This window comes from Amycolatopsis sp. NPDC005232 (genome assembly GCF_040607795.1).
Taxonomy (GTDB): Bacteria; Actinomycetota; Actinomycetes; order Mycobacteriales; family Pseudonocardiaceae; genus Amycolatopsis.
In genome coordinates, this window is the sequence record NZ_JBEXHL010000007.1 from 330614 (window position 1) to 343936 (window position 13323).

Consider the following 13323-nt stretch of genomic DNA (forward strand, 5'->3'; position numbering starts at 1 on the left):
CTCAGCAAGCTCGAAACATAGCCGTTATCTCGGTGGGATACACCACATCACCCGATCACCGCAGCGCCACTTGACCTGCGACTCCCACCACTGTGTCGCCGCCCACCCACACCTCGCCGTCCGCGCGCTCGACGTGCACGCGCCCGCGCCGGCCGAGCCGGGTGCCCTGCGCGGCCACGTAGGACTCCGGCGCTCGGCCCGAACCGATGAGCCACTGGCCGATCGCGGCGTTGAGGCTACCGGTCACCGGGTCCTCGACCAGGCCCGTGAAGGCCCGGACCTCGAACGCCGTGGGCGATCCGGCCGGGTGCGGTCCGACGACGCCGACCTTGTACTTCCCGAGCGCCGCGACGTCGCGTTCGACCGCGAGGACCGCCTCGGCGTCGGTGAGGAGCACGGCGAGCCAGCCGGGGCCGTTGTCGGCCCACCGCGCGTCGACGACGTCGCTCTCGGCCAGGTGCAGGGCCTTGCGGACGGCGGCGAGGTCCTCGGGCGCGACGGGGCCGCCACGGGTGAGCGGCGGCGCGGCGAAGGCGAGCCGCTCGCCGGTGCGCCGCACGCGAACCAGGCCGGCGCCGCACTCCTGCACGAGGTCTTCGCCCTTCGGCGTGCCACCGGCTTCGAGCCACGCGCGGGCCGAACCGAGCGTGGGATGCCCGGCGAAGGGCAGCTCGCGCTCGACGGTGAAGATCCGCACGCGGTAGTCGGCCTCGGCGCGCGCCGGCGGGAGCAGGAACGTGGTCTCGCTGAGGTTGGTCCACCGTGCGAAGGCGGCCATCCCGTCATCGGAGAGGCCTTCGGCGTCGTGCACCACGGCGAGTGCGTTGCCGAGGGTGAGCTCATCGGTGAAGACGTCGACCTGGCTGAAGCGCATGACTCCACCTTGGCACGGCGTTCAGGCGCCGCGGACGGCCCCGACCACCGCCCAGCGGCCGGACCGCCAGCGGATCAGCACGGCGGCCAGGCGGAACACCATGAACAGCGACAGGCCCGTCCAGATGCCCGTGAGCCCCCAGCCGAACGCGAGCGACAGCCAGATCAGCGGCAGGAAGCCCAGTCCCGCACTGACGAGCGTGGCGGTGCGCAGGAACGCGGCGTCGCCGGCGCCCAGCAGCACGCCGTCGAGCGCGAACACCACACCCGCGATCGGTTGCAGCGCCACGAAGAACCACCACGCGTGCGGGATCTCCGCGAGCACGCCCGGGTCCGAGGTGAACGCGTGCGGCAGCGTGCTCCACAACGCGCCGAAGAGCACACACAGGACGCAGCCGAGCACCAACCCGTACGCGACGATCTGGTTCGCGACCCCGCGCGCCTGCCGCGCGGCTCCCCCGCCCAGGGCCGCGCCGACGAGCGACTGCGCGGCGATCGCGACGGAGTCGAGCACGAGCGAGAGGAACGTCCACAGCTGCAGCACGACCTGGTGCGCGCCGACCGCCTCCGTCGACGTGCGCGCCGCCACGGCCGCCGCCGAGACGAAACACGCCTGGAACGCGAGGCTGCGCAGCACGAGGTCGCGGCCCAGGCTCAGCTGCGCGCGCATCACGCCGAAGTCCGGCCGCAGCGGCACGCGCTCGCGCACCAGCGCCGCGAAGAACAGCGACGCCGAGACCACTTGGGCCACCACGTTGGCGATCGCCGAGCCCTCCAGGCCGAGCCCCGCGGCGTAGACGAGCACCGGGCACAGCACGGCCGAGATGCCGTTGCCCGCCAGCACGTACCTCAGCGGGCGCGCCGCGTCCTGCACGCCGCGCATCCAGCCGTTGCCGGCCATGGTGACCAGGATCAGCGGCGCCCCGAACAGCGCGATCCGCAGCCACGACACGGCCGCCGCCGCGATCTCGTCACTGCCCGACAGCGCACGGGCGATCGGCCCGGCCAGCAGCTGACCCGCCACCAGCAGCACCAGCCCCACCAGCACCGCGAGCCACGTGGCCTGGACGCCTTCGCTCACCGCGTCGCGCCGCCGCCCGGCGCCGTGCAGCCGCGCGGTGCGCGAGGTCGTGCCGTAGGAGAGGAACGTCAGCTGCGTGGAGATCTGCGACAGCACCACCCCGCCCAGCGCCAGCCCCGCCAGCGGCAACGCGCCCAGGTGCCCGACCACCGCGGTGTCCACCAGCACGTACAACGGCTCCGCCGCCAGCACCCCCAGCGCGGGCACGGCAAGCCCGAGCACGCGGCGCGCGGGGATCCGATCTTCGGAGGTCACGGGCGGGGCAGGCGGGGCTTCGTCAGGCACCCGGGGAGCGTAACGACCGCCGCCGACATTCCGGACGTCAAGCGCGCAGGATCACCGGCAGGGTGGCCAACCCGCGGCTGCGGAACGACGAGCGCCACACCAGGTCGCCCGCCGGGGCCATCGCCGGGAAGCGGCGCAGCAGCGTGTCGAAGCCGATCTCCAGCTCGAGGCGGGCCAGGGGTGCGCCGAGGCAGAAGTGGGGGCCGTGGCCGAAGGCGAGGTGGGGGTTGTCCGGGCGGTCGGCGTCGAAGGTGTCCGGGTCGTCGAACACCGTGTCGTCGCGGTGGGCGGAGGCGAGAGCGAGCAGGACGGTGTCGCCGGCGGGGATCTTGGTGTCACCGATTTCGAGATCCTGCAAGGGAAAGCGGCGGATGGCGAGCTGGACCGGGGACGCGTGGCGCAGGATTTCATCCACAATGGACGCCGAGGACCCGACCGGCGTCGACCACGGTGCCGGGCGGGTGAGCAACTCGTGCAGGCCGTTGCCCAGCACGTGGACCACGTTCTCGTACCCCGCGAGCAGCAGGAGGAACGCGCCGCTGAGCAGTTCGTCGTCGGTGAGGTCCGGGGCGACGACGCTGAGCAGGTCCTCCCCCGGCGCCGCGCGCTTCACCGAGATCAGCTCGGTGAGGAACCCGAACAGCGACCGCATGGCGTCCCGCGCGACCGCGGCGTCCGTCGGCATCAGGACGGCGTCCGTCCACGTGCGGAAGACGGCGACGTCCGCGGGAGCGACGCCGAGCAGCACGCAGATCACCGTGATCGGCAGCGGCACGGCGTAGCCGGCCATCAGGTCGGCCTCGGCCGGGAGCGCGTCGGCGAGCTCTTCGGCGATGCGCGTGACGTCGGGCCGCAGGGCCTCGACGCGCCGTGGCGTGAAGGCGCGCCCCAGGAGCCGGCGCAGGCGGGTGTGCTCGGGCGCGTCGAGGTTGAGCAGGTTCTTGTCGAGCGCGGGCGGCAGCGCGAGGCCCCGGTAGCCGCCCGACGAGTGGGCCTTGTCCAGCGACAGCCGCGGATCGCCGAGGCCGGCCCTGACCTCGGCGTAGCGCGTGACCACCCAGACCGGCGCGCCGTCGGGTGACTCCGCTCGGTGCACGGGGCCGGCCGCGCGCAGCCGGGCGTACGCGCACACCGGGTCGGCCAGGAACTCGTCGTCGAACCGGACGGGTTCACGCACTCCGGTTCCCCAGCAGCGGCGCCCGGCCGAGCGCGGCCCGCAGCCGCGCCAGCACGTCCTCCGACGTGCCCTCCATCGTGCAGCCCGCGGCCATCCGGTGCCCGCCGCCGCCGAACTCCGAGGCCACCGCCGACACGTCGACCCTGCCCGCGGACCGCAGCGAGACCGTCCACACGGAACCCCGCGAGTCGGGCGCGAACTCCTTCAGCACCCCCGCGACGCCGGCTTCACGCGTCGCGCGGACCACGTCGATCACCGACTCGACCTCTTCCGGCCGCACGCTCGCCGCCACGGCCGAGCGCACCACGGCGTGCACGAACCCGAAGCCCTGCGCGGCCTCCGGCTCCAGCTCGGCTTCGGCCAGCACGGCCGAGAGCATCGGCAGCCACGCGAACGGGTGGTCGTCCACGATCCGCCGCGCCACCTCCGTCGGGTCGACGCCGGCCTCCAGCAGGCGCGCGGCGATCCGGTGCGTTTCGGGGCGGGCGCGGCGGAAACCGCTGGTGTCCGTGACGATCCCCGCGTACAGGCAGCGCGCGGCCGGCTCGTCCAGCTCGACGCCCATCGCCTCGACGATCTGCGCGACGAGCACCGCGGTCGCCTCGGTGGCCTCGTCGACCACGTGGTGCGTGCCGTAGAACGCGTTGGTGGCGTGGTGGTCCACCACCAGCACGGCGCCGCCGGCGGCGCGGACGGCGTCGACGCGCGAGGCGAGCCGGCCCAGCCGCGCCGGTACCGGCGTGTCGAGAGCGACCAGCAGCTGCTCCGACGCGGGCAGATCGTCGGGCTTGGTGAGCAGCCCGTCGACGTCGAGCCAGGTCAGGGTCTCGGGGGCGTTGTCGGGCTCGCCGAAGGACACCCGCACGCGGGCGCCGCGCAAGTGCAGTACGTGGCCGAGGGCCAGTGCGCTGCCGAGTGCGTCGGCGTCCGGGCGCACATGGCCCAGCAGCGTCACGTCGGTGGCCCCGGCGAGCAGGGCGGCGGCGGCTTCGATGTCCTGCGCCAAAGTAGCTGTCACAGTGCGTCACGCTACGCTCTGCGGGATGCCTGAGTACGCGATTCTCGTTCACCCGTCCGCCAACCGGGTCTACGCCGCCTCGTCGCCCGCGCTGCTGCGGGCCGAGCTGGCGGTGTTCGGCGCGGCCGGGCTTTCCGCCGAGCTGTCGGAAGCCCAGGAGGTGGAGCTCGGCGGCGTGGGCTACGTCAAGTTCGCGACGCCGGAGCCGCTGACTGAACCGGACGTAGCGCTGCTGTCCAACCTGTCCTCGCTCTACGCCCTGTTCGAGCTGGGCGACGGCGTGCTGCGCCCTGTCCTGGTGCGGCCGCTGGCGAAGACGGACTCGGATCTGCTCACGATCCAGAAGTACGCGGGCAAGACCAATGAGCAGTTCACGAAGCTGCTGCTCAACGTCACCCTGCTCGCCACCGCCGACCCGACCGGGTGGCTCGAGCGCCCGCGGACGCTGCTCGACCCGCTGTGCGGGCGCGGCACCACGCTCAACCAGGCCGTGATGTACGGCTTCGACGCCACCGGTCTCGACGTGGACGGCAAGGACTTCGAGGCCTACGAGCAGTTCATCAAGACCTGGCTGCGCACCAAGCGGGTGAAGCACACCGCCGACTCCGGGCAGCTGCGGCGCAACAAGGTCCGCCTCGGGCGCCGCCTCGACGTCGAGTACGCGTTCGACAAGGACGACTACAAGGGCGGCCAGACGCGCCGGCTCACCTACTTCAACGCCGACACCCTCACCACCGACGAGCTGCTGCGCGCGAACTCCGTGGACGTGATCGTGACCGACGCCCCGTACGGCGTGCAGCACGGCAGCCACCGCACGCAGGACGCGAGCCTCGCGCGCAGCCCGCGTGACCTGCTGGCGGCGGCCGTTCCCGTGTGGACGCGCGTGCTCCGCCCGGGCGGGGCGCTCGGGATCTCCTGGAACCTCAACGTCCTCCCGCGCGAAGAGCTCGTCGCGGTGCTCTCACGGGCCGGCCTCGACGTGCGCGAGGGCGGGCCGTACGAGGAGTTCGCCCACCGCGTGGACCAGGCGATCGAGCGGGACCTCGTGGTGGCGGCGAAACCGGCCTGACGCGTCCTTTGTGGTCAGAGCCCGAGGAGCTTGCGCGCGTTGCCTTCCGCGATCTTCTCGTGCACCTCGCGGTCGAGGTCCAGCGCGTCGAACCAGGCGGCGGCCTCGCCCATCGACTCGAACGGGTAGTCGGCTGAGAACAGCACGCGGTCGGCCCCGACCTCGTTGATCGTGAACACCAGTTCGGGTGTGGCGAAGTTGCCGCTCGTGGTGAGGTGGAAGTTCTCGCGCAGGTACTCGCGCAAGGGTTTGCGCGCCGGGATGCCCGCGGGCTTGACCTTGAGCCGGTGGTCGGTTCGCCAGATGTTGAACGGCAGCAGCTCGCCGAGGTGCCCGAGGATCACCTGCACGCCCGGGTGTTCGTCGAACAGGCCACTGGCGATGAGCCGCAACGCGTGCGTGCCGGTCTCGATCGAGAATCCCCACGCCGAGCCGTAGAGCCACGGGTGGCCTTCGAGCATCCGGCTGTCACGCGGCAGCGGGTCGCGCGGGTGCAGGTACACGGGCACACCCAGGTCTTCGACGGCCGCCCAGAACGGCCGGTACCGCGGCTCGTCCAGGTAGGCGATCCGGTCACCGTCCACTTCGGAGAACCCGTTCACCAGCGCGCCCTTGAACCCCAGCTCGGTCACCGCACGGCGCAGCTCGACGACGGCTTCTTCGGGATCCTGCAACGGAAGCGCGGCGAACGCGGCGAAGCGATCCGGCCTCAGCCGCACGTGCCGCGCGGCCACGTCGTTGGTGCGGCGCGCCCAGTCCACGGCCTGCGCACGGTCGGGCAGCCCCTGGATTCCGGGCGCCAGCAGGGAAAGCACGACGACCTCGATGCCGGCCGCGTCCATCAGCTTCAGGCGCTCGTCCTGGATGTCCAGCAACCGGCGGCGGTGCGGCGGCCACGTCTGCTCGGTGAAGTGCTCGCGCGATTGTTCGACGATGTCGGGGTCACCGGTGCCGAAATGTTCCTCGAGGGCGATCTTGCGGACCATGCTGCGTCTCCTCTCGGTTCCGTGGTCTGAACATAGCATGCTATGAACTTAGGTGATCTAATCTTTCCGGGTGACCGTGCCCTCCGGGTCCTCCGAGCCCGCCGACACCGCCGTCGACCGCTTCGCCGACGCCTGCAACGCGCTCTACTCGGCCATGCGCACCAACCGCGCCCGCCTCGACGCGCAGGCCGCGGCCGCCTCCGCCCTCAGCGACTCGCAGGCCCAGCTCGTGACTCCCCTGGCCCGGCTCGGCGCCATGACGATCGGCGAGCTCGCGCAGGAGGCGAAGCTCGCCCAGCCGACCGTCACGCGCTCGGTGAAGGCCCTGGAGTCCGCCGGCCTCGTGCGCCGCATCCCGCACGCCCACGACGACCGCCGTGTCGTCGTCGACCTCACCGACCGCGGCCGCGCCCACTGGGACCGCGCCCGCACCCGCCTGCGCGACAACCAGCGCGCGGCGTGGGACCTGCTGCCTGCCGACCTGCGGCCTCAAGCGCTGGAACTGCTGAAGGCGCTGACCGACGCCGTGACCGCCACGCGGCCGGCGGACTGACCGGACGAAAAACCGCCGGCCCTGAACGTCGTGCGTTCAGGGCCGGCGGCCTGGTGGGCGGGGTAGCCGCGGGCGGCGTACCCAGCGGGGCGGAGCGCCCGGAGGAGGTGGCGACGAACGGCGCGGCGCCACCGAACAGCGCGCCGCGTCGTGGGACGTCGGGGATCCTCCGGAGCAGTTCAGCCTCGGGTCTCCTCTTCGGCTTCGATTTCGGTGTCGGCGAGGTCGTCGTCGTCTTCGCGCGGCGCCTTGTACGGGTCGGCTTCGCCGGCGTGCTGGGCGCCGGTGGCCTGGCGGGCCACCTCGGCGTCGGCCTCGCGGGCCTTGGCGAGCAGTTCCTCGATGCGGCGCGCGTCGTCGGGGATGCTGTCGGCCACGAAGGCAAGGGTCGGGGTGTAGCGAACTCCGGTGCCCTGCCCGACTTTGGTGCGCAGCACACCACGCGCGGACTCGAGGGCCGCCGCGGCGCCGGCGAAGTCCGGCTCCGAGTCGAGGCTTTCGCCGAGCACCGTGTAGTACACCGTGGCGTCGTGCAGGTCCGCGGTGATCTTGGTGTCCGTGATGGTCACGGCACCGAGCCGCGGATCCTTGACGTCGTGCTCGATCGCCGACGCCACGATCTGCGAGATCCGCTTGGCGAGCTTGCGAGCCCGAGCAGGATCGGCCATGGGAGGTGTCTCCTTCTGAAATGTTCTCCGGTCTAGTCGTCCGGACCCAGCAGCCGGCGGTGTGCCGACAGCAGGACGAACTCCGGTCGCGAGGCCACGAACCGCTCGCACGAGTCGAGCACGTCCCGGACGTGCTCGCCACCCGCGGCGACCACGGCCACCCCGATCAGGGCTCGCCGGTGCAGGTCGAGGTGACCGGCTTCGGACACCGAGACGGCGAAGCGCTTGCGCACCTCCGCCACGACCGGCTTGATCACGGATCGCTTCTGCTTCAACGAGTGAATGTCATCGAGCAGGATGTCGAGCTCGAGAGCTCCGACGTACATAGGCAGCGAAGTTGTGCCGTAAGGAACCGGGTGGCCCGGGGCGCGGGCCGAAACCCGCACCCCGGAACCGATCAGCCCTTACGCACGGGGCTTCTCCCGCTGTTCGTAGGTCTCGATCACGTCGTCGACCTTGATGTCACTGTACGAACCCAGCGTCAGACCGCATTCGTACCCTTCACGAACCTCGACCACGTCGTCCTTGAACCGCCGCAGCGAGCTGATCGGCAGGTTCTCGGCGATGACGGTGCCGTCGCGGAGCAGACGCGCCTTGGCGTTGCGCCGGATCTCCCCGGACATGACCAGGCAACCCGCGATCGTGCCGATCTTGGAGGACTTGAAGACGTCGCGGACCTCGGCGCGACCGAGCTCCACCTCTTCGAACTCCGGCTTGAGCATGCCCTTGAGGGCCTGCTCGATCTCGTCGATCGCCTGGTAGATGACCGTGTAGTACCGGACGTCGACGCCCTCGCGGGTGGCCCGCTCGGTCGCCTTGCCCTGGGCACGGACGTTGAACCCGAGCACGATCGCGTCGGACGCGGTCGCCAGGTCGATGTCCGACTCGGTCACGCCACCGACACCGCGGTGCACCACGTTCAGCTCGACGTCGTCGCCGACGTCCAGCTGCAGCAGTGCCGCCTCGAGCGCTTCGACGGTACCCGAGTTGTCACCCTTGATGATCAGGTTGAGGCTGCTCGTCTCCTTCAAGGCGGAGTCGAGGTCCTCGAGGCTGACCCGCTTGCGGCGCGACGCGTTGAGCGCGTTGCGAGTGCGAGCGGAGCGGCGCTCGGCGATCTGCCGGGCGACGCGGTCCTCGTCGACCACCAGGAAGGTGTCGCCCGCGCCCGGCACCGAGGTGAACCCGATGACCTGGACGGGACGCGAGGGCAGCGCCTCGGTGACGTCCACGTTGTGCTCGTCCACCATGCGGCGGACGCGGCCGTAGGCGTCGCCCGCGACGACGGAGTCGCCGACGCGCAGCGTGCCTCGCTGCACCAGCACCGTGGCCACCGGGCCGCGACCGCGGTCGAGGTGCGCCTCGATCGCGACACCCTGGGCTTCCATGTCCGGGTTGGCCCGGAGGTCCAGAGCGGCGTCGGCCGTCAGCAGGATCGCCTCGAGGAGACCATCGATGTTGATGTTCTCCCGCGCGGAGATGTCCACGAACATCGTGTCGCCGCCGTACTCCTCGGCCACGAGGTTGTACTCGGTGAGCTGCTGGCGGATCTTCTGCGGGTTGGCGCCTTCCTTGTCGATCTTGTTGACCGCGACCACGATCGGAGCCTTGGCGGCCTGCGCGTGGTTGATCGCCTCGACCGTCTGCGGCATGACCCCGTCGTCGGCGGCCACCACGATCACCGCGATGTCCGTCGAGTTCGCACCACGAGCACGCATGGCGGTGAACGCCTCGTGACCCGGGGTGTCGATGAAGGTGATCAGCCGCGGCGTGCCCTCGAGCTCGGTCTCGATCTGGTAGGCGCCGATGTGCTGGGTGATGCCACCGGCTTCACTCTCGCGCACCTTCGTCTTCCGGATCGTGTCCAGCAGGCGGGTCTTACCGTGGTCGACGTGACCCATGATCGTCACGACCGGCGGCCGGACCTGCAGGTCCTCCTCGCCACCCTCGTCCTCACCGTAGGTGATGTCGAAGGTCTCCAGCAGCTCGCGGTCCTCCTCCTCGGGGGACACGACCTGGACGACGTAGTTCATCTCGCCGCCGAGCAGCTCGAGGATGTCGTCGGACACGGACTGCGTCGCCGTGACCATCTCGCCGAGGTGGAAGAGCACCTGCACCAGCGAAGCCGGGTTGGCGTCGATCTTCTCGGCGAAGTCGGTCAGCGAGGCACCGCGCGGCAGCCGGATCGTCTCGCCCTGGCCCTTGGGCAGGCGGACGCCGCCGACGCTGGGCGCCTGCATGTTGTCCATGTACTCCTGGCGCTTCTGCCGCTTCGACTTGCGACCCTTGCGCGAGGGACCACCGGGACGCCCGAAGGCACCCGCGGTACCGCCACGGCCACCGGGGCCGCCACGACCGCCGCCGCCACCGCGGAAGCCACCGCCACCGCCGGCAGGAGCACCGGTGCCGCCACCGGGACGGAAGCCGCCGCCACCGCCACCGGGACCGCCACCGGGACCGCCGCGGAAGCCACCGCCACCGCCGCCGCCACCGGGACGGAAGCCGCCGCCACCGCCGCCGCCACCGGGACGACCGCCGCCGCCACCGGGACCGCCACGGGCACCGCCACCGGGGCCGCCACGAGCGCCACCGCCCGGACCAGCCGGACGCGGGGTACGGCCCGGCATCATGCCGGGGTTCGGCCGCGGGGGCATGTTGCCCGGGCTCGGCCGGTTGCCACCGGCGCCACCGCCGGGACGCGGCGCGGGCCGGTCACCGCCGCCACCGGCACCGCCGGGACGCGGCGGACGGTTGTCGCCGCCCTGACCCGGACCGGGGCGCTGGGCCGGCGGACGCGGGGCCGGGGCGCCGGAACCGACGCCGAACGGGTTGTTGCCGACGCGCGGAGTGCGCGGGCCGGGCTTGGGACCGCCGGGCTTGGGGCCCTGCGGCTTCGGCGGCACGACCGAGCCGGACGCAGCTGCGTCCTGCTTCGGCGCGTGCTTCGGCGCCGCGGTGCTGCCACCGGACGGCTCGGCCTTGGCCGCGGGGGCCTGCACCTGGGGCTGCGGTTCCTGCTGCGGCTGGGCCGGAGCAGGCGTGGCCGGGCGCGGGCCGGGACGCGGGCCCGGACCCGGGCGGCTGCCCGGGGTGGCCGGACGCGGGCCGGACTGCTGCGGAGCGGCGGACGGAGCGGCCTTGGCCGCCGGCGCCTGCTGCTGGGTCTGCTGCGGAGCGGGCGCGGCCGCGGGCCGGGGGGCCTGCGGAGCGGGAGCGGCAGCGTTCGAGTTGCCCGAGCCGGGGGCGGGCGGCATGGGCCGCGGGCCGGGCGTCGGACCGGACTTCTTCCCGCCCTTGGCGGGGTACGCGTCACGCAGACGGCGGGCGACGGGCGCCTCGACCGTGGATGACGCGGACTTGACGAACTCGCCCTGCTCCTTGAGCTTGGCGAGAACTTCCTTGCTGGTGATGCCGAGCTCTTTCGCGAGCTCGTGTACACGGGCCTTGCCTGGCACAGCTCTCCTCATCTAGGGGAGGCCAGGCGGTGAAGAGACCCGCTGACCTCGTCCTTATTGTCGCGCGTTCATGGCGTCGGCTTCACGGCTGACTCATGACGGGTCGACCTGCTTCCTTGATTCACTGCGGTTCCGGGTGGGTCCCGGAGCCCATCTCCGTGGTGAATGCCGCGTGCTCACGCAGCCCCGCGGCGTCGAGCGTGCCCTGGGCCCGAAGTGCCCGGGGGAACGCCCGCTTCCGCTCGGCCTTGGCCAGGCAATCCGGTGCGGGGTGCAGCCACGCGCCCCGCCCCGGCAGCCGCCGACGTTCGTCGACGACCAGCCGCCCGGCCACCGCGATCACTCGCAGCAGTTCACCGATCAGGACCCGCTGCCGGCAACCGACACACGTGCGTACCGGGAAGTGCCGGTGGCGCTGGAGGTCGGTCGTGTCGCCACATCCCCGCGGCGGACCCTGAACCAATGATGAGTCTAGCGCTTCGACCTTCACTCAGCCGAACCGGTTGTCGCGGCGGGCCGCGCCTGTCCGGCGTGGTCTTGATCACCCGCCGGCTCGACGGGTGCGGCGTCGCTGCGGATGTCGATGCGCCAGCCCGTGAGCCGGGCCGCGAGCCGCGCGTTCTGGCCCTCCTTGCCGATGGCGAGGGAGAGCTGGAAATCGGGCACGACGACGCGAGCCGTCTTCGCCCGCTCGTCCACGACACGTACCGAAACAACCTTCGCCGGAGACAATGCATTCCCCACGAAGCGGGCCGGATCCTCCGAGTAGTCGATGATGTCGATCTTCTCGCCGGCCAGCTCGCTCATCACGTTGCGCACGCGCGCGCCCATCGGGCCGATGCAGGCGCCCTTGGCGTTCACCCCGGGCACGGTGGAGCGCACCGCGATCTTGGTGCGGTGCCCCGATTCGCGCGCCACGGCGGCGATCTCGACGGTGCCGTCGGCGATCTCCGGCACCTCGAGCGCGAAGAGCTTGCGCACCAGGTTCGGGTGCGTGCGCGAGAGCATGATCTGCGGCCCGCGGTTGCTCCGCGAGACCCCGACCACGAACGCCTTGATGCGCGTGCCGTGCTCATAGGACTCCCCCGCGACCTGCTCACCCGAGGGCAGGATCCCCTCGGTGTCGCCGACCTGGACCACGACCATGCCGCGGGCGTTGGCGCGCGCGTCGCGCTGCACCACGCCGGCCACGATCTCGCCCTCCTTGGCGGAGAACTCGCCGAAGGTCTTCTCGTGCTCGGCGTCGCGCAGCCGCTGCAGGATGACCTGGCGGGCGGTCGTCGCGGCGATCCGGCCGAAGCCCTCCGGCGTGTCGTCCCACTCCTCGTCGACCTCGCCCTCGGGGGTGAGGGTGTGCGCGAGGACGCGGACGAGGCCGGTCTTCTTGTCGATGTCGATACGCGCGTGGGACTGGTGCCCCTCGGTGTGCTTGTAGGCGGTGAGCAGGGCCGTCTCGATGGCCTCGATCACCGTGTCGAAGGGGATGTCCTTGTCCCGTTCGATCGCCCGCAGCGCGGCGATGTCCACGTTCACTTCGACTCCTCCTTCGCTTCCGTCTGGCCGGCAGGGGTGCTGCGCTTGCCGGACGCGTCTTCTTCCAACAGTTTGAGCTCGTCGACGGGTGGTTGCTTGAACTCGATCTCCACCACGGCCTTCGCCACCGACTTGTAATGCACGTCTTTCAGCCGGCCCTCGAAGAGCACGGTCGCGCTCTCCTCACCGGCATGGCCCACCCGCGCGACGAACTCCGCGCCTTCCGCGAGCGTGATGCGGACGAGCCGGAACTTCGCGCGCCGCCAGTGGCGCGGCTGCGCGAGCGGCCGGTCCAGCCCCGGCGAGGTGACCTCGAGGGTGTAGGCGCTCGCGAGCACGTGCTCGTTCTCGTCGAGCGCCGCCGACACCTTGCGGCTGATCTCGGCGATCTCGTCCAGCCCGACCCCGTCGTCGGAGTCGACGACGACCTTGACCAGCTGCTTGCGGCCGGCCTGCTGTACCTCGAACGAGTCGAGGTCGAAACCCGCGACGGTGACGGCTTCGGCCACTATCGGCTGAAGCCGGCTGGCGAGTTCGTTGGGCACGTGGAGCACTCCTGTTCGGCCGAGGTGACGCGGGCTGGTCACGACTGTGGTCGGTGGTGGACCAGCTTATCCTGCGCACC

Annotated in this window: 13 protein-coding genes; 2 read left to right on the forward strand and 11 right to left on the reverse strand. The window is 71.7% G+C overall.

Going from position 1 to position 13323, the window contains the following annotated elements; translation table 11 throughout:
• Positions 1-55: 55 nt before the first annotated feature.
• The 4 genes from ABZU76_RS16735 to ABZU76_RS16750 form a co-directional block, all read right to left on the reverse strand.
• Entirely contained in the window at positions 56-874 is an 819-nt protein-coding gene (locus tag ABZU76_RS16735; RefSeq protein ID WP_354869983.1) for a PhzF family phenazine biosynthesis protein, read from the reverse strand.
• A gap of 21 nt (positions 875-895) precedes the next feature.
• A complete protein-coding gene (locus ABZU76_RS16740; protein WP_354870085.1) occupies positions 896-2209 on the reverse strand; it encodes an MATE family efflux transporter in 1314 nt (437 codons plus the stop codon).
• Between the two features lie 67 nt (positions 2210-2276).
• Positions 2277-3416 carry a cytochrome P450 gene (locus tag ABZU76_RS16745; protein WP_354869986.1) on the reverse strand — a complete coding sequence of 380 codons (1140 nt, stop codon included), beginning with the start codon at positions 3414-3416 and terminating at the stop codon, positions 2277-2279.
• Positions 3409-4434, reverse strand: a complete 1026-nt coding sequence (locus ABZU76_RS16750; protein WP_354869989.1) for a bifunctional oligoribonuclease/PAP phosphatase NrnA — start codon at positions 4432-4434, stop codon at positions 3409-3411. The genes ABZU76_RS16745 and ABZU76_RS16750 overlap by 8 nt, the downstream gene beginning before the upstream one ends.
• Positions 4435-4459: 25 nt before the next feature.
• Between ABZU76_RS16750 and ABZU76_RS16755 the strand changes: the two genes are divergently transcribed.
• Entirely contained in the window at positions 4460-5503 is a 1044-nt protein-coding gene (locus ABZU76_RS16755; RefSeq protein WP_354869992.1) for an SAM-dependent methyltransferase, read from the forward strand.
• Between the two features lie 14 nt (positions 5504-5517).
• On the opposite strand, the gene ABZU76_RS16760 is transcribed toward ABZU76_RS16755, so the two are convergent.
• Positions 5518-6489, reverse strand: a complete 972-nt coding sequence (locus ABZU76_RS16760; protein WP_354869994.1) for an amidohydrolase family protein — start codon at positions 6487-6489, stop codon at positions 5518-5520.
• A 70-nt stretch (positions 6490-6559) separates the two neighbouring features.
• Here ABZU76_RS16760 and ABZU76_RS16765 point away from each other — a divergent pair, with 70 nt between their 5' ends.
• On the forward strand, positions 6560-7042 hold the full coding sequence (locus tag ABZU76_RS16765) for a MarR family transcriptional regulator (protein ID WP_354869996.1): 483 nt from the start codon (positions 6560-6562) through the stop codon (positions 7040-7042).
• A 179-nt stretch (positions 7043-7221) separates the two neighbouring features.
• Here ABZU76_RS16765 and rbfA read toward each other — a convergent pair whose 3' ends face one another.
• The 6 genes from rbfA to rimP form a co-directional block, all read right to left on the reverse strand.
• A complete protein-coding gene (gene rbfA / locus ABZU76_RS16770; protein ID WP_354869998.1) occupies positions 7222-7710 on the reverse strand; it encodes a 30S ribosome-binding factor RbfA in 489 nt (162 codons plus the stop codon).
• Positions 7711-7742: 32 nt separating this feature from the next.
• Positions 7743-8036 carry a DUF503 domain-containing protein gene (locus ABZU76_RS16775; protein ID WP_220242307.1) on the reverse strand — a complete coding sequence of 98 codons (294 nt, stop codon included), beginning with the start codon at positions 8034-8036 and terminating at the stop codon, positions 7743-7745.
• 78 nt (positions 8037-8114) lie between these two features.
• Complete coding sequence (infB, locus tag ABZU76_RS16780) at positions 8115-11165, reverse strand: translation initiation factor IF-2 (RefSeq protein WP_220242308.1); 3051 nt, start codon at positions 11163-11165, stop codon at positions 8115-8117.
• A 121-nt stretch (positions 11166-11286) separates the two neighbouring features.
• Positions 11287-11508, reverse strand: a complete 222-nt coding sequence (locus tag ABZU76_RS16785; protein WP_354870000.1) for a YlxR family protein — start codon at positions 11506-11508, stop codon at positions 11287-11289.
• A 143-nt stretch (positions 11509-11651) separates the two neighbouring features.
• Entirely contained in the window at positions 11652-12698 is a 1047-nt protein-coding gene (gene nusA / locus ABZU76_RS16790; RefSeq protein ID WP_354870002.1) for a transcription termination factor NusA, read from the reverse strand.
• A complete protein-coding gene (gene rimP / locus ABZU76_RS16795; protein WP_354870005.1) occupies positions 12695-13243 on the reverse strand; it encodes a ribosome maturation factor RimP in 549 nt (182 codons plus the stop codon). Before rimP ends, nusA begins: the two co-directional genes overlap by 4 nt.
• Positions 13244-13323: the final 80 nt, after the last annotated feature.

Coding starts and splice junctions, on each gene's coding strand:
- ABZU76_RS16735 (WP_354869983.1), bottom strand. CDS start 874: ATGCGCTTCAGCCAGGTCGACGTCTTCACCGATGAGCTCACCCTCGGC.
- ABZU76_RS16755 (WP_354869992.1), top strand. CDS start 4,460: ATGCCTGAGTACGCGATTCTCGTTCACCCGTCCGCCAACCGGGTCTAC.
- ABZU76_RS16760 (WP_354869994.1), bottom strand. CDS start 6,489: ATGGTCCGCAAGATCGCCCTCGAGGAACATTTCGGCACCGGTGACCCC.
- rbfA (WP_354869998.1), bottom strand. CDS start 7,710: ATGGCCGATCCTGCTCGGGCTCGCAAGCTCGCCAAGCGGATCTCGCAG.
- ABZU76_RS16775 (WP_220242307.1), bottom strand. CDS start 8,036: ATGTACGTCGGAGCTCTCGAGCTCGACATCCTGCTCGATGACATTCAC.